This is a genomic window from Mycobacterium sp. DL440, from assembly GCF_011745145.1.
In the GTDB taxonomy this organism is placed as follows: domain Bacteria; phylum Actinomycetota; class Actinomycetes; order Mycobacteriales; family Mycobacteriaceae; genus Mycobacterium.
In genome coordinates, this window is the sequence record NZ_CP050191.1 from 1,517,590 (window position 1) to 1,532,949 (window position 15,360).

A 15,360-nucleotide genomic window follows, 5' to 3' on the forward strand; every position below is an offset into this window, starting at 1 on the left:
GACTGGTGAGCGATTCCCCAGCGCGGCAGCGCGTGCTGATCCTCGGAAGCACCGGATCCATCGGTACGCAGGCGCTCGACGTCATCGCAGCCAATCCGGACCGGTTCGAGGTCGTCGGCCTGGCTGCCGGTGGGGGTAACCCCGACCTGCTCGCCGCCCAGCGCGCCGCGACCGGCGTCACCAACATCGCAGTGGCCGACGCGGCCGCCGCGGAGAAGGTCGGCGACGTCACCTATGCCGGGCCCGACGCGGCCACCCGGCTGGTCGAGAACACTGAGGCCGATGTGGTGCTCAACGCGCTGGTCGGGGCACTGGGGCTGGCGCCCACGCTGGCCGCCCTGGCCACCGGTGCGCGCCTGGCTCTGGCCAACAAGGAGTCACTGGTCGCCGGGGGGCCGCTGGTGCTCAAGGCCGCCGCACCCGGGCAGATCGTCCCGGTGGATTCCGAACATTCCGCCATGGCCCAGTGCCTGCGCGGCGGCACGGCCGACGAGGTCGCCAAGATCGTGCTCACCGCGTCCGGCGGTCCGTTCCTCGGATGGTCGGCCGCTGACCTGGAATCGGTCACCCCGGAGCAGGCCGGCAAGCATCCGACCTGGTCGATGGGCCCAATGAACACGCTGAACTCGGCGACCCTGATCAACAAGGGCCTGGAGTTGATCGAAACCCATCTCCTGTTCGGCATCGACTACGAGCGCATCGAGGTCGTGGTCCATCCGCAGTCGATCGTGCACTCGATGGCCACCTTCACCGACGGCTCGACCCTGGCTCAGGCCAGCCCGCCGGACATGAAACTGCCGATCGCGCTGGCGCTGGGCTGGCCCGAGCGGGTTGCCGGCGCGGCCCTGGCCTGTGACTTCACCACGGCCTCGACCTGGGAGTTTCTCCCTCTGGACAACGAGGTGTTCCCGGCGGTGAATCTGGCGCGGGCGGCCGGAACGCGCGGCGGCTGCCTGACGGCGGTGTACAACGCGGCCAACGAGGAGTCAGCGGAAGCCTTCCTTCAGGGTCGGATCCCGTTCCCGGCGATCGTCGACACCGTCGGTGACGTGTTGCACGCTGCCGACCAGTGGGCTGCCGAACCCGCTACCGTGGAAGAAGTACTCGACGCGCAGCGGTGGGCCAGAGAAAAGGCAGGGACGGCCATCGACACGCGCTTCGGGCAGAAATCCACGAGAAAAGGGCTCGTCACCAAATGATGTTCGCTATCGGCGTCGCGCTGTTCGCGCTGGCCATCCTGATTTCGGTGGCCCTGCACGAATGTGGCCACATGTGGGTGGCGCGCGCCACCGGGATGAAAGTCCGCCGCTACTTCGTGGGTTTCGGCCCGACATTGTGGTCGACGCGTCGCCCCAACAAACTCGGGGACACCGAGTACGGCATCAAAGCCATCCCACTGGGCGGATTCTGCGATATCGCGGGTATGACCTCGGTCGATGAGATCGCGCCGGAAGACCGGCCTTATGCGATGTACAAGCAGAAGGTGTGGAAGCGCGTCGCGGTGCTGTTCGCCGGGCCCGCGATGAACTTCATCATCGGCCTGGTGCTCCTGTACGCCATCGCGATCATGTGGGGCCTGCCCAACATCACCGCGCCCACCAGCGCAGTGGTTGGCGAAACCGGTTGTGTGGCAGCACAAGTGAGCCTCGACAAGATGGGGGAGTGCACTGGGTCCGGGCCTGCGGCGCAGGCCGGCATCCGAGCCGGCGACGAAGTCGTCAAGGTCGGTGACACCAAGGTCTCCGATTTCTCCTCGATGGCCGCCGCGATCCGCAAGCTCGACGGCCCGGTGAACATCGAACTCAAGCGTGACGGCCAGACCATCAACACCGTTGTCGATGTGACCCAGACGCAGCGGTTCACCAGCGCGGACGCGAAGGCTCCCGTCACTGTCGGCGCGATCGGCGTCAGTGCGGTCCCGGTTCAGCCGCCGACGCCGTACAGTCCCGTCGCCGCCGTACCCGCGACGATCTCCTTCACCGGTGACATGGCGGTCGAACTGGGTAAGTCGCTGGCCAAGATCCCCACCAAGATCGGTGCCCTGGTAGAGGCCATCGGTGGCAGTGAGCGCGACAAGGAAACCCCGATCAGCGTGGTCGGTGCGAGCATCATCGGCGGCGAGACGGTCGAGGCCGGGCTGTGGGTGGCGTTCTGGTTCTTCCTGGCGCAGTTGAACTTTGTCCTCGGCGCGATCAACCTGGTGCCGCTGCTGCCGTTCGACGGCGGCCACATCGCGGTGGCGACGTACGAGAAGATCCGCAACATGTTCCGGGCGGCCCGCGGCAAAGTGGCCGCAGGCCCGGTCAACTACCTCAAACTCATGCCCGCCACATATGCGGTGTTGCTGGTAGTGGTCAGCTACATGCTGCTGACCGTGACCGCAGACCTGGTCAACCCACTCAGCATTTTCCAGTAGGAGATCCCACAACATGACGTCCATCGGTTTGGGAATGCCCGCACCCCCGGCGCCGACGCTGGCGCCGCGGCGCAAGACCCGGCAGCTCGACGTGGGCGGTGTCGGCATCGGCAGCGAGCACCCGATTGCCGTGCAGTCCATGTGCACCACCAAGACTCACGACGTCAACGCCACGCTGCAGCAGATCGCGGAGCTGACCGCGTCGGGCTGCGACATCGTGCGGGTGGCCTGCCCCCGGCAGGAGGACGCCGATGCGCTCGCCGAGATCGCCCGGCACAGCCAGATCCCGGTGATCGCCGACATCCACTTCCAGCCCAAGTACATCTTCGCCGCGATCGACGCCGGCTGTGCGGCCGTGCGCGTCAACCCCGGCAACATCAAAGAGTTCGACGGCCGGGTCAAAGAGGTGGCCAAGGCCGCGGGTGACGCGGGCATCCCGATCCGGATCGGCGTCAACGCCGGCTCGCTGGATCCACGGTTGATGCAGAAGTACGGCAAGGCCACCCCCGAGGCGCTGGTCGAATCCGCGCTGTGGGAGGCGTCGCTGTTCGAGGAGCACGGCTACGGCGACATCAAGATCAGCGTCAAGCACAATGATCCCGTGATCATGGTCGAGGCGTACCGCCAGCTGGCCGCCCAGTGTGACTACCCGCTGCACCTCGGTGTCACCGAAGCCGGGCCGGCGTTCCAGGGCACCATCAAGTCCGCGGTCGCGTTCGGCGCATTGCTGTCGCAGGGCATCGGCGACACCATCCGGGTGTCCTTGTCTGCGCCGCCGGCCGAAGAGGTCAAGGTGGGCAATCAGATCCTGGAGTCGCTGAACCTGCGGCCGCGTGGTCTGGAGATCGTGTCCTGCCCGTCGTGCGGGCGGGCGCAGGTCGACGTGTACACGCTGGCCAACGCGGTGAGTGCGGGCCTGGACGGGCTCGACGTGCCACTGCGGGTCGCCGTGATGGGCTGTGTGGTCAACGGTCCGGGTGAGGCCCGCGAGGCCGATCTCGGGGTTGCCTCCGGCAACGGCAAGGGCCAGATTTTCGTCAAGGGTGAGGTCATCAAGACCGTGCCCGAGGCGCAGATCGTCGAGACTCTGATCGAAGAGGCGATGCGCCTGGCGTCCGAAATGGGCACGGAGGCGGGTTCAGATGATGCCAGCGGTTCGCCAGTGGTGACCGTAAGCTGATAGCGACCCTGTGAGCGGGGTCACCCAGCCTTGGCTTGAGCAGAGGGAATCGCCAATGTCGGCACCGCCGCTGTTCCGACTCGTCGATGAGCGACGGGTTTCCGTGGTGCGCGACGCCACCCCCTGCCTGCAGGTGTTCGACGAGGACCCGGTGGGGTCCTGCATGGTTGCCGCACGCGTCGCCGAGTTCGGTGTCGAACATGGCGCGATCGGCGGGGAGCTGTGGACACGGCGCGGTGTCACCGAGTCGCTGTGTTACGCCGGGCCCAATCTGATTCCGTTGCGTGGTGACGCCGAGGACCTCAAGGCGTTCTCGGACAAGGCGATGAGCACCGCGCGTCGGTGCTCATCGCTGGTCGGCCGTGCCGAGTTGGTGATGCCCATGTGGCGGCGGCTGGAATCGGTGTGGGGTACCGCCCGTGACGTCCGTGAGCAACAGCCGTTGATGGCGCTGAACTCGATGCCGCACTGCATGATCGACCCGGCGGTCCGCCCGGTGCGGATGGAGGAGCTCGACACCTATTTGGTGGCGGCGATCGACATGTTCATCGGCGAGGTCGGCGTCGACCCGCGGCTCGGGGACGGCGGCCGTGGTTACCGTCGCCGCATTGCCAGCCTGATCGCCGCGGGACGGGCGTGGGCCCGATTCGAGCGCGGCGAGGTGGTGTTCAAGGCCGAGGTCGGGTCACAGTCGCCTTCGGTCGGCCAGATCCAGGGAGTGTGGGTGCATCCGGAGTGGCGCGGCCACGGGCTCGGCACCTCGGGGACCGCGGCGCTGGCGACCGCCGTGGTGGCCTCGGGCCGCATCGCGAGCCTGTACGTCAACAGCTACAACACGGTGGCCAGGGCGACCTACGCCCGCATCGGATTCGAGCAGGTCGGCACGTTCGCCACCATCTTGCTGGACTGAGCGCTTTCGGGTCGGTGTCACCGCTGTGCGGCGGCCTGTGCCAGCACGTCATCGACCGACCATTGATCGTCGGCATGTGTGCCGTATTTGGCCGCAAGCACCACGCCGTCCGGCCCGATCAGGAAATCCGCGGGTAGCCCGAGCCGCCCTCCGGCCTGCCTACCGGCGGGGGCCCGGAATCGGCCGCGCAGTGCCAGGACGCTGCCCCGGATGATCGCCGGCCAGCTGCGGGGGTCGAGCAGGGCGCGGGGGCTGGATTTGACACCGAACTGTCGGCGGTGGCACGCGGCATGCAACCCGATGAGGAGTTCCGGCGCGGCCTCGAAATCCTGTTGAGTGCCCTGGACATGTGAAGCGGGCAACCGGCCGGTCTCACCACAGTGTCGGTTCGGTATCGGTGCGCCTCCGACGAAACCGGCATCCACGTTCATACCATCAGCCTCAATGGCAACTCAAACATCATCAGTCACACGGACCGCAGGCCTGTTGACGGTCATCGCGGTCCTCGGGGCAACGGCGCTCAGTGCCTGCACCCCGCGGCCCGACGGGCCTGAGCCCGCCGCCGAACAGTTCTTCGCGGCACTGGCCACTGGTGACACCGCCGGCGCAGCGGTGCTGGCCGACCGGCCCGACGACGCCAAGACCGCTCTCGGTGAAGCGTGGAACGGATTGCAGGCCACCGGACTGGACGCGCAGATCCTGGGTTCGAAGTACGCCGGGGATACCGGCAGCGTCACCTACCGCTACACGTGGCACCTGCCGAAGAACCGCACTTGGACCTACGACGGACAGCTCAACATGATCCGCGAGGAGGGCCGGTGGGAGGTGCGCTGGAGCGCCACCGGACTGCACCCGAGGCTGGGTGAGCACCAGACCTTCGCGCTGCGGGCCGACGCACCACGACGGGCATCGGTCAACGAGCGTGGCGGTACCGATGTGCTGGTCCCCGGCTACATCTATGCCTACGCACTCGACGCCAGGGCGGCCGGTACCGCGCTGATGCCGACGTCCCGGGCGGTCGCCGACGCGCTGCGGGGATTCGACCCCGCCCTGGGCGACCCCCAGCGACTCGCTGAGCAGGCCAGCGCGTCCGCGCAGCCGATGAGCCTGATCACACTGAGGCAAGCTGACAACGACCGGATCGCGCCCGCCATCGGCCGGCTACCCGGTGTCGTCGTCACCCCACAGCCTGAAATGCTGCCCACCGACGAAACTTTCGCCCCGGCGATCGTCAACGAGGTCAAGAAGTCGGTGGCCGACCAGCTCGACGGGCAGCCGGGCTGGCGGGTGGTCACGGTCAACCAGAACGGCGTCGACGTCGACGTGCTCAACGAGGTGGCCGGCGATCCGGCACCGTCGATCACCATCAGCCTGGACCGCGCTGTGCAGGACGCGGCGCAGAACGCGGTCAACACCACGGGCAAGCAGGCGATGATCGTCGCGATCAAACCGTCCACGGGCGAGATCCTGGCGGTCGCGCAGAACGGGGCTGCCGACGCCGTCGGACCGCTCGCCACCATGGGGCAGTTCCCGCCCGGTTCGACCTTCAAGATGATCACCGCGGGGGCGGCCATCGAGCGTGACATGGCAACGCCCAACACCCTGTTGGGGTGCCCCGGCACACTCGACATCGGGCACCGGACCGTCACCAACTACGACGCATTCGATCTCGGCACGGTGCCGATGTCACGGGCATTCGCCAACTCGTGCAACACCACCTTCGGTGAACTGGCCAGCCGGATGCCTCCACGCGGTCTCACCCAGGCCGCCGCCCGTTACGGCATCGGCACCGACTATCAGGTGGGCGGCATCGACACGCTGACCGGTTCGGTGCCGCCGACGGTGGACCTGGCCGAGCGCACCGAGGATGGCTTCGGCCAGGGCAAGGTGCTGGTCAGCCCATTCGGCATGGCGCTGGCGGCCGCGACTGTCGCGGCGGGCAGGACGCCGGTGCCGCAACTCATCGAGGGGCGCCAGACCATGGTCGACCGCGCGGGTGCCCCGATCAGCCCGAAGATGATCGACGGATTGCGGCCGATGATGCGACTCGTGGTGACCAATGGGACGGCCAAGGACCTCAATGGGCTCGGCGATGTGCACGGCAAGACCGGTGAGGCCGAATTCATGGGTGGCTCGCACTCCTGGTTCGCCGGATACCGCGGGGACATGGCGTTCGCGGCGCTGATCGTCGGCGGCGGCAGTTCGGAGTACGCGGTGCGGATGTGCAAGACCATGTTCGATGGCCTGCCCCCCGCCTACCTGGCCTGAACGGCGGTACCGTTGAACCTGCCATGACAGGGATCAATGAACAGTCCGTGGACCTGCGCGTCTCCGATGCCGATCGCAACGGGACGATGCGGAGACTGCACAACGCCGTCGCGCTCGGCCTGATCGACATTGCCGAGTTCGAGGAACGTTCGGCCATGGTGTCGCAGGCTCGGCTGCACGCAGACCTCGATGCGTTGGTGGGGGATCTGCCGGGGCCCGGGGCGATCGTCACCACCGCCACCGACCGCGTCGAGTTGCGTGGTGTGCTCGGTTCGCTGAAACGCCAGGGCGAATGGACGGTCCCGACCCGCCTGGCATTGGTTCGCCGGATGGGTTCGGTCGAGCTGGACCTGACCCGGGCCCGGTTCGCCGGACCGATGGTGGTCATCGAGCTGGATATGAAATTCGGGTCCCTCGAGATCCGGCTGCCCGAGGCGGCCAGCGCATCGATCGACGATGTCGAGGTGATCGTGGGCAGCGCCGACGATCACCGCCGCGACGCGCCGGCCGACGGCACCCCACACATCATTCTCACCGGCAAAGTGGTGTGCGGTTCAGTGGATATCCGTGGGCCGCGCCGGAACTGGAAGCTGATGCTGCGCCGGACCTGAGGTCAACGCGGCTCAAGCACCGCGAACGTCAGCGTCGCCCGAGCGGCGAGCCGATCCCGGGTGACGTCGGTGACATCGACCGACGTCACGATGAGCCGTTTGCCGGCTCGCACCACCTTCGCCTCCGCGCGGGCCGTGCCCATGATCGGGGCCAGGAAGTGGATGTTGAGGTCGGCGGTCGTCACGTCATAACCGACACCGCTGGAATTGCCGGCCAGCATGCCTGCGGCGATATCGATCAGGGTGGCCACCAGCCCGCCCTGCAGGGCGCCGCGGACGTTGGCGAGGTCGGGCCGGTTGTCCATCTCCAGCACCAGGCGGTCAGCGGTCGACTCCACCTCGCGGTAATCGAGTAGTTGCAGCACATGAACGGTTTCGGTCATCGCCGTGCCTCAATCATCCCCGTACGGTAACACCATTACCGGTTCCTGAGAGGGGCGCTCTCGGTGGGCTGACGATTAAGCTGTCCACATGCCAGTTCGTACCGCCCTGCGCCCCGGCGTGCAGTCACCGACCCTGCCGGTTCCCAAGTCGATCCCGCGGCCGGAGTACGCGTGGAAGTCGACGGTGCAGGAAGGCAGCGAACCCTGGGTGCAGACGCCCGAGGTGATCGAGAAGATGCGCGTCGCGGGACGGATCGCGGCGGCCGCCCTGGCCGAGGCCGGCAAGGCCGTGGCGCCCGGCGTCACCACCGATGAGCTGGACCGTATCGCCCACGACTACATGATCGATCACGGCGCCTATCCATCGACGTTGGGCTACAAGGCATTTCCCAAATCCTGCTGCACCTCGCTGAATGAGGTGATCTGCCACGGCATCCCGGACTCGACGGTGATCGAAGACGGTGACATCGTGAACATCGACGTGACCGCCTATATCGACGGCGTGCACGGCGATACCAATGCCACCTTCCTGGCCGGCGACGTCTCTGAGGAAAACCGACTGCTCGTCGAGCGCACCCACGAGGCGACCATGCGTGCCATCAAGGCCGTCAAGCCCGGGCGGGCACTGTCGATCGTCGGCCGGGTGATCGAGGCCTACGCAAACCGGTTCGGCTACAACGTTGTTCGTGACTTCACGGGGCACGGCATCGGCACGACGTTCCACAACGGGCTGGTGGTGCTGCACTACGATCAGCCTGCCGTCGAGACCGTGCTGGAACCGGGCATGACCTTCACCATCGAACCGATGATCAACCTCGGATCGCTGGACTACGAGATCTGGGACGACGACTGGACCGTGGTGACGAAGGACGGCAAGTGGACCGCGCAGTTCGAGCACACCCTGGTGGTCACCGAGGACGGCGCCGAGATCCTCACGCTGCCGTGAGACCCCCTTCGCGAGCAGACGTGAAAGTACCCGACATGCCCGGAATTCGGGTACCTGCGTGTCTGCTCGCGCGGGAAAAGTGAGCGGGGCGCTGCTCGTCGCCGGCACCACCTCGGATGCCGGCAAGTCGATGGTCGTGGCCGGGCTGTGCCGGTTGTTGGCCCGCAGGGGTCTGTCCGTGGCGCCGTTCAAGGCGCAGAACATGTCGAACAACTCGGCGGTCACCGTCGACGGCGGCGAGATCGGCCGCGCCCAGGCGATGCAGGCCAGGGCCGCGGGGCTGGCGCCCAGCACCCGATTCAACCCCATCCTGCTCAAGCCCGGCGGGGACCGCACGTCGCAGCTGGTGGTTCGCGGCCAAGTGGCCGGAACCGTGGCCGCGGGCGACTACTTCACCCACCGGGACCGGCTCGCCGTGGTCGTCGCTGACGAATTGGCGTCGCTCCGATCCGAATTCGACGTGGTGATCTGTGAAGGGGCCGGCTCACCGGCCGAGATCAACTTGCGTGCCACGGACCTGGCCAACATGGGACTGGCCCGCGCGGCGGACCTGCCGGTCATCGTGGTGGGCGACATCGACCGCGGCGGGCTGCTGGCCCACCTGCACGGCACCGTGGCCGTCCTGGCCCCCGAGGATCAAGCGCTCATCGCGGGATTCGTCGTCAACAAGTTCCGCGGTGACCCGGCCCTACTCGAACCCGGCCTGCGTCAGCTGCTCGAGCTGACCGGTCGCCCGACCTATGGTGTGATCCCGTTTGATGACGGAATCTGGCTCGACACCGAGGATTCGGTGTCGGTCCGGCCTGGCGGCATGGTGGGCGCACCGCAGCCGCCCCGTGGGGCGCAGACGCTCACCGTCGCCGCGATCAGGCTGCCGCGCATCTCCAACTCGACCGACATCGAGGCCCTGGCCTGCGAACCGGGTGTCGCGGTGCGGTGGGTCGCCGATGCCGCCGACCTCGCCGGCGTCGACCTGGTGGTGATCCCCGGCAGCAAGGCCACCGTCAGCGACCTGGCCTGGCTGCGGCAACGCGGCCTGGCCGAGGCCATCCTGGCGCACGCCGCGCAGGGACGGCCCGTGCTCGGTGTGTGTGGCGGGTTCCAGATGCTGTGCCGTCGTATCGACGACGCCGTCGAGGCTGGAGCGGCCGCAGCCGTATCCGTTGAGGGGTTGGGCCTACTCGACGCCGACATCGAGTTCGCGCCCTCGAAGACCGTGCGGCACCGGGAGAAACCCTTGTGGGGCTATGAGATTCATCATGGGCAGGTGACCCGCACGGCGGCAGAGGACTGGCTCGGCGTCGGGCTGCGCCGTGGCGCGGTCTACGGCACCCACTGGCACGGCCTGCTCGACAACGACCATCTGCGCCGCGCCTGGCTCACCGAGATCGCCCTCAGCGCCGGCCGAACCGGGTTCGTGGTTGCCGACGACATCGACGTACCGGGCCGGCGTGACGCTCAGCTGGATCTGATGGCCGACCTGCTGGCCGCCCATCTCGACATCGAGGCCGTGATGGACCTGGTGCAGCACGGGCCGCCGCCGCGACCCACCATGAGCACTGCGCTCCTCGGTCCACCTCGGTAACCTGGGCAGATGATTCGGTGCCATCGTTGGGTGGCAGCTTCAGTCGGGCTGGCCGCCCTGGTGACGGTGGCCGGCTGCGCGCCCGTGGTCGTCGGGTCGCCCACCTGGCCCGGCGCCACGCTGGAGAAGGTGTTGCTGACGCCCGCCGACTTCCCGCCCGGCGTGCAGGTCGATCGGGTCACCGATGAGGGTGCCGGTCCGGGTGGATCGGGTGGACCGCCGCCGATGTTGTCCACCCCGGAGGGCTGCAGTGACGGGCTGACCAGGGTGATCGCCGAATCCGCCGAGCGGGGCCCGGGCAGTGCCGCGCAGATCATCGCTGCCTACGACGGAGCGCGCATGGTGCTGACCGTGCTGACCTCGCCACTGCCGTTGGACCGCCTGGCGGCCACGGCGCAGCGATGCGCAGAGTTCTCCACCTACTTCGATCCGTCGGAGCGCGGCATCCCGATGACCACCACCAAGCTCGCCGCGCCGCGTGCGTCGGCGCTGGCGTATCGGCAGACTATGCGGCTGGGCGCGAGTGAGCAGAGCATCTTCTTCGCCTTCGAAAACGTCGGCAACTGGGCAGTTTTCGGCATCGCGTTCCCCACCCCGGATCCGTCGATCGTCGCCAAAGGTGTATTGCCCCAGACGTTTCTGGACGTTTTCGGCATCCAGGCCCAGCGCATGGACGCAGGCTGACGCAGGCGTCAAGACAATGTTGATTTCGGCCCGCTCGTCGCTACTGGACGGTAGTTTGACCGAATGCTTACCACCGTCGCGACGATCGACGGATTCACCACGCCCGTCGATGTCTCGGGACCCGAGAAGGGTTCCGTCGTGGTGGTGCTGAGCGCCGGCCATCACGGCCCGGCTGCCTACGAGCCGATCTGCCGACGGTTGCACACCGCATCACTGCGCACGGTGATCATCGGTCCCGATCCACGGCTGACCGCCAAGTCCGTGGTCGGCATTCTCGATTCGTTGGACATCAAATGGGCGCTGCTGGTCGGCGACCGACTCGGAGGAGAACTCGCCTGGCCGCTGGCTGCGACGCGGTTGGACAAGTTCACCGGCCTGGTCGTGGTGGATCGCGGTCACCCGCGGGTCGCCGACGCTACCGGCGTGATCCGCGACGACGAATGCCCGCCCGTGGAGATGAACACCACCGTGCTGGTCAGTACCCCCGCGGCCCGCGCCGTGGCCAAGGCCAGTCAGCGGTATGTCTATGGCGACTTCCGCCTGGTGGAGATGCCGGGCCGACGCAGTGCCGTCGACTCCACGGCACAGCTGGCGGCCGAGATCGTGCTGCGCACCAGTAGTTGGTAGAACTGCAGCTGCCTTCGCGCGAGCGCTCAGTCAGCCGCCTCGGTGTTGTCGGGTCGGCGGCCTGCCTTCGCGCAAGCGCTCAGTCAGCCGCCTCCGAAGGCGTCCAGGCTTGCGGCAAACCGGGCTGCTGCGGGAACAGGAAATCCACAAACGCCGCCGCCGCGGGCTGGGGCTCGTGATTGGCCAGCCCGGGGCGTTCGTTGGCCTCGATGAACACGTACTCGCGGCCCGTCACATCGGGCACCAGCAGGTCGATCCCCGTCACCGGAATACCGATGGCCTCTGCCGCTGCGACGCCGACGCGGCACAGCTCGGGATTCACCTCCGCGGTGACGTCGTGAATCGTCCCACCCTGATGCAGATTTGCCGTCTTCCGCACGCGCAGCCGCACGCCCTCGGGCAGCACATCGTCGAATGACCAGCCGGCCTCGGCGACGGTGCCCACCGTGACGTCGTCGATCGGGATGCGCGATTCCCCGCCGGTTGCGGCGGCCCGCCGGCGCGATTGCGTCTCGATGAGCTCACGCACCGTGTGTTTTCCGGTGCCGATCACCTCGGCGGGCTTGCGGATCGCCGAAGCCACCACCTTGCCGTCGATCACCACCAGCCGAAGATCGTCACCGGCGGCGCGCTGCTCGATCAGCACCTCCGGATACTGCTCGCGGGCCCGGTGCAGCGCCGCGTCCAACTCCTCGCTGCCGTCCACCCCCACGGTGATGCCCTTGCCCTGCTCGCCGCGCGTGGGCTTGACCACCACGTCGCCCACCTCGGCCAGAAACGCATGGTCCTCACTGTCGAAGGAGGCCAGGCGGCCCTTGGGTACCGAGATGCCGGCATCCGAGACGATCCGCCTGGTCTGGCGCTTGTCGTCGCATCGGGCCATGGCCACCGCAGACGTGAACTCCGAGAGAGACTCTCGGGTGATGACGCTGCGCCCACCGTGCGACAGCCGCATCTCACCGGCGCCCGCGTCGAGCACCTCGACGCGGATGCCGCGACGCATCGCCTCATCGGCGATGATGCGCGCGTATGGATTCAGATCGTCGACCGTTTCCGGCGGATGGGTGAACAGCGGTTCGTTGATCGCGTTCTTGCGTTTGACGGCCAGCACCGGGACCCGATGGAAACCCAGCTTCTCGTAGAGTGCGATCGCCGCGGAATTGTCATGGGCCACAGACAGATCCAGGTACGCCCGGCCGCGTTCGAGGAAGATGCCGGCGAGGGTGCGGGTCAACGCATCGCCGACGCCGGGCAGCCCGGCTGCCGGGTCGACCGCCAGGCTCCACAGGCTTGACCCGTCCTCCGGATCGTCGAACAACCGCTTGTGGTCGATGCCGGTGACCGTTCCCACCACACTGCCGTCGTCGTCGCGTACCGCCACCAGGTAGACCACCGCCGGGTTCAGGGTGTGGTTGTGCCAGATGACGTCGACCGGTGCGGGCACCATCCCGCACCGCACGTACACCCGGTTCATCGCATCGGCGTCCATCGGGGTCTGCAGTGTGCGCACGGTGAAGCCGATAGGCTTGGCGGCGGTGAGTTCGCCGGTGAACCGCAGCCGGTAGGTGTGGCTCGGATCGATGAACAGCTCGGCGGGGGACCGGGCGACCAGTACATGGGACTCGCGGGCGTAGATACAGATGTCCCGTCGGCCAGGCCCCTCCTGCTGCAACACCCCGGCGAGTTGTTCGGGATCGGCGAACGTCTGCCCGAAAATCAGTCGGCCCCAGCCCAGTTCGAGTACCACATTCTCGGCCATCGCATCGACCAGATGCTGTGGCGAGGCATCGTGGAGGCCTAGTGTGATCGCCTCGGTGTGTTCGGGATGTTCGGTGCTCACCGGGGTTGCCGACGCGTCGTGTTCGGTGGCGGTCACGCCGCGGACCCCGTAACCCCGTGGCGCTGCAGCCACAACTCGAGCAGAGCGATCTGCCACAACTCATTGCCGCGCAACGGTGTCAGCTTGCCGTTCGGGTCGGCCAACAGCCGGTCGACGGCCTCGGGACGAAACAGACCGCGCTCCTTGGCCTCTGGCGCATACAGCGCGTCGCGGACGAGATCCAGGTACGGCCCCTCGAGGTGGGTCAGCGCGGGGACCGGGAAGTATCCCTTGGGCCGGTCGATCACTGCTGCCGGGATCACCCGGCGGGCGGCCTGTTTGAGCACACCCTTGCCCCCGTACGCGGTCTTGAGGCTGGGCGGGCAGGTGGCGGCCAACTCGACAAGTTCGTGATCGAGGAACGGCACCCGGCCCTCCAGCCCCCACGCCATGGTCATGTTGTCCACGCGCTTCACCGGATCGTCGACCAGCATCACGGTGGTGTCCAGGCGCAATGCCCGGTCCACACCGGTCGCCGCGCCAGCCGCGGCGAAGTGATCGGAGACGAACACCCCGCTGGGATCCCCGTCGACCCGGTAGCCCTCGCTGATCAGTGCGCTCACCCCGGTGGTGTCCCGGTCGAAGAACGCACCCCGGTAGCTGTCCACCGAACCGTCCAGGCTGGCCGCGCCTGGCTCGGCCATCGGCGGATACCAGTGGTAACCGGCGAAGACCTCGTCGGCGCCCTGCCCGGACTGCACCACCTTGACGTGCCGGGACACTTCCTGGCTGAGCAGGTAGAAGGCCACACAGTCATGGCTGACCATCGGTTCGCTCATCGCGCTGATCGCACCGTCGAGGGCGGGCAGCATGCGGTCGGTGCCGATGCGGATCTGGTGGTGATCGGTCTCGAAGTGCTCGGCGATGATGTCCGAGTACTTGAATTCGTCACCGGCCACCCCACCTACCGACTCGAAACCGATCGAGAACGTGGAAAGCCCGTGCTGGCCGGCCTCGGCGAGCAGCCCGACGATGAGGCTGGAATCGACTCCGCCCGACAGCAGACATCCCACCGGCACGTCGGCCACGAGGCGGCGCTCGACAGCGCGCCGGAGTGACTCCAGTACCGCGTCCTCCCAATCCTTTTCCGACCAGTCGGCCCGGTCGGCGTGCCGGGTGAAGTCCGGCGACCAGTAGACGGTGGTGTGCCGGCTGCCGTCGGGTTCGATCGCGACGACGGAAGCCGGCGGCACCTTCTTGATGCCCTGCAGGATCGTCAACGGAGGCGGCACCACCGAATGGAACGTGAGGTAGTGGTGCAGTGCGACCGGGTCGATTCGGGTGTCGACGCCGCCGCCGGCCAGCAGGGCCGGTAGGGACGAGGCGAACCTGATCCGGTGGTTGTCCTCGGTGATGTACAGCGGCTTGATGCCCAGCCGATCGCGGCCAAGCAGCACCCGGCCGGTGTCCCGCTCGACGATGGCGAACGCGAACATGCCCATCAGGTGTTCGACGAACCGGTCACCCCAGTGGTGATAGGCCTTGAGCAACACCTCGGTGTCACTGTGCGAGAAGAAGCGGTAGCCGTGCCCGGACAGTTCCCGACGCAGCTCCTGGTAGTTATAAATGCAGCCGTTCCAGCAAACGGTCAAACCCAATTCGGGATCGACCATGGGCTGGGCGCCCGCTTCGGTCAGGTCAATGATTTTCAGGCGGCGGTGACCCAGCGCGACCCGGCCTTGCGACCACACACCAGCCGCGTCCGGACCCCTGGGCGACATCGCGTCTGCCATGGCCGACACCCCTGAAATATCCGGTGTCCGGCCATCGAGACGCACCTCCCCGGCGGCTCCACACATCAGTTCGACCCTACACAGAATCTGTCGGCGGCGCGCCACCCGCGGTGTGTCGGGGGTGTGACCAGGACATGT

13 protein-coding genes and 1 pseudogene are annotated in these 15,360 nt (G+C 67.4%); 10 read left to right on the plus strand and 4 right to left on the minus strand.

The window, feature by feature from the left end:
* The first annotated feature begins 2 nt into the window (after positions 1–2).
* From dxr to HBE63_RS07540, 4 genes are read left to right on the plus strand one after another with little or no spacing between them, the layout of a single operon-like run.
* Positions 3–1,199, plus strand: coding sequence for a 1-deoxy-D-xylulose-5-phosphate reductoisomerase (gene dxr, locus HBE63_RS07525; RefSeq protein WP_166909494.1), 1,197 nt, complete (start codon positions 3–5; stop codon positions 1,197–1,199).
* Positions 1,196–2,416 (plus strand): RIP metalloprotease, encoded by a 1,221-nt coding sequence (locus tag HBE63_RS07530; protein WP_166904202.1) that lies wholly within the window; start codon positions 1,196–1,198, stop codon positions 2,414–2,416. The genes dxr and HBE63_RS07530 overlap by 4 nt, the downstream gene beginning before the upstream one ends.
* Positions 2,417–2,429: 13 nt before the next feature.
* Positions 2,430–3,596: a flavodoxin-dependent (E)-4-hydroxy-3-methylbut-2-enyl-diphosphate synthase gene (gene ispG, locus HBE63_RS07535; protein ID WP_166904203.1), complete on the plus strand. Its 1,167-nt coding sequence runs from the start codon at positions 2,430–2,432 to the stop codon at positions 3,594–3,596.
* Between the two features lie 55 nt (positions 3,597–3,651).
* Positions 3,652–4,506: a GNAT family N-acetyltransferase gene (locus HBE63_RS07540; protein WP_166904204.1), complete on the plus strand. Its 855-nt coding sequence runs from the start codon at positions 3,652–3,654 to the stop codon at positions 4,504–4,506.
* A 17-nt stretch (positions 4,507–4,523) separates the two neighbouring features.
* On the opposite strand, the pseudogene HBE63_RS07545 reads toward HBE63_RS07540, so the two are convergent.
* Positions 4,524–4,781 (minus strand): annotated as a pseudogene (locus tag HBE63_RS07545) (AhpC/TSA family protein); the annotation flags it as partial.
* A 169-nt stretch (positions 4,782–4,950) separates the two neighbouring features.
* Here HBE63_RS07545 and HBE63_RS07550 point away from each other — a divergent pair.
* Positions 4,951–6,774, plus strand: coding sequence for a penicillin-binding transpeptidase domain-containing protein (locus HBE63_RS07550; protein WP_166904205.1), 1,824 nt, complete (start codon positions 4,951–4,953; stop codon positions 6,772–6,774).
* A 23-nt stretch (positions 6,775–6,797) separates the two neighbouring features.
* Positions 6,798–7,385, plus strand: coding sequence for a DUF1707 domain-containing protein (locus HBE63_RS07555; RefSeq protein ID WP_166904206.1), 588 nt, complete (start codon positions 6,798–6,800; stop codon positions 7,383–7,385).
* Between the two features lie 2 nt (positions 7,386–7,387).
* Here HBE63_RS07555 and HBE63_RS07560 read toward each other — a convergent pair whose 3' ends face one another.
* On the minus strand, positions 7,388–7,768 hold the full coding sequence (locus tag HBE63_RS07560; RefSeq protein ID WP_166904207.1) for a PaaI family thioesterase: 381 nt from the start codon (positions 7,766–7,768) through the stop codon (positions 7,388–7,390).
* 88 nt (positions 7,769–7,856) lie between these two features.
* Here HBE63_RS07560 and map point away from each other — a divergent pair, with 88 nt between their 5' ends.
* From map to HBE63_RS07580, 4 genes are all read left to right on the plus strand, one after another.
* Complete coding sequence (gene map / locus HBE63_RS07565; RefSeq protein ID WP_166904208.1) at positions 7,857–8,714, plus strand: type I methionyl aminopeptidase; 858 nt, start codon at positions 7,857–7,859, stop codon at positions 8,712–8,714.
* Positions 8,715–8,844: 130 nt separating this feature from the next.
* On the plus strand, positions 8,845–10,299 hold the full coding sequence (locus HBE63_RS07570) for a cobyric acid synthase (RefSeq protein ID WP_243858697.1): 1,455 nt from the start codon (positions 8,845–8,847) through the stop codon (positions 10,297–10,299).
* Between the two features lie 9 nt (positions 10,300–10,308).
* Positions 10,309–10,983, plus strand: a complete 675-nt coding sequence (locus tag HBE63_RS07575; RefSeq protein ID WP_166904209.1) for a hypothetical protein — start codon at positions 10,309–10,311, stop codon at positions 10,981–10,983.
* Between the two features lie 63 nt (positions 10,984–11,046).
* The gene (locus HBE63_RS07580; protein WP_166904210.1) at positions 11,047–11,610 is read left to right on the plus strand and encodes an alpha/beta fold hydrolase; all 564 of its coding nucleotides are present in this window, start codon (positions 11,047–11,049) and stop codon (positions 11,608–11,610) included.
* A 79-nt stretch (positions 11,611–11,689) separates the two neighbouring features.
* Here HBE63_RS07580 and ngg read toward each other — a convergent pair whose 3' ends face one another.
* Both ngg and HBE63_RS07590 read right to left on the minus strand, forming a co-directional pair.
* Complete coding sequence (ngg, locus tag HBE63_RS07585; protein ID WP_208301319.1) at positions 11,690–13,486, minus strand: N-acetylglutaminylglutamine synthetase; 1,797 nt, start codon at positions 13,484–13,486, stop codon at positions 11,690–11,692.
* A complete protein-coding gene (locus HBE63_RS07590; RefSeq protein WP_166904211.1) occupies positions 13,483–15,288 on the minus strand; it encodes an N-acetylglutaminylglutamine amidotransferase in 1,806 nt (601 codons plus the stop codon). The genes ngg and HBE63_RS07590 overlap by 4 nt, the downstream gene beginning before the upstream one ends.
* Between the last annotated feature and the right edge of the window lie 72 nt (positions 15,289–15,360).

Coding starts and splice junctions, on each gene's coding strand:
- HBE63_RS07580 (WP_166904210.1), top strand. CDS start 11,047: ATGCTTACCACCGTCGCGACGATCGACGGATTCACCACGCCCGTCGAT.
- map (WP_166904208.1), top strand. CDS start 7,857: ATGCCAGTTCGTACCGCCCTGCGCCCCGGCGTGCAGTCACCGACCCTG.
- HBE63_RS07550 (WP_166904205.1), top strand. CDS start 4,951: ATGGCAACTCAAACATCATCAGTCACACGGACCGCAGGCCTGTTGACG.
- HBE63_RS07575 (WP_166904209.1), top strand. CDS start 10,309: ATGATTCGGTGCCATCGTTGGGTGGCAGCTTCAGTCGGGCTGGCCGCC.
- ispG (WP_166904203.1), top strand. CDS start 2,430: ATGACGTCCATCGGTTTGGGAATGCCCGCACCCCCGGCGCCGACGCTG.
- HBE63_RS07570 (WP_243858697.1), top strand. CDS start 8,845: ATGGTCGTGGCCGGGCTGTGCCGGTTGTTGGCCCGCAGGGGTCTGTCC.
- HBE63_RS07540 (WP_166904204.1), top strand. CDS start 3,652: ATGTCGGCACCGCCGCTGTTCCGACTCGTCGATGAGCGACGGGTTTCC.
- HBE63_RS07590 (WP_166904211.1), bottom strand. CDS start 15,288: ATGTGTGGAGCCGCCGGGGAGGTGCGTCTCGATGGCCGGACACCGGAT.
- HBE63_RS07560 (WP_166904207.1), bottom strand. CDS start 7,768: ATGACCGAAACCGTTCATGTGCTGCAACTACTCGATTACCGCGAGGTG.
- HBE63_RS07555 (WP_166904206.1), top strand. CDS start 6,798: ATGACAGGGATCAATGAACAGTCCGTGGACCTGCGCGTCTCCGATGCC.
- HBE63_RS07530 (WP_166904202.1), top strand. CDS start 1,196: ATGATGTTCGCTATCGGCGTCGCGCTGTTCGCGCTGGCCATCCTGATT.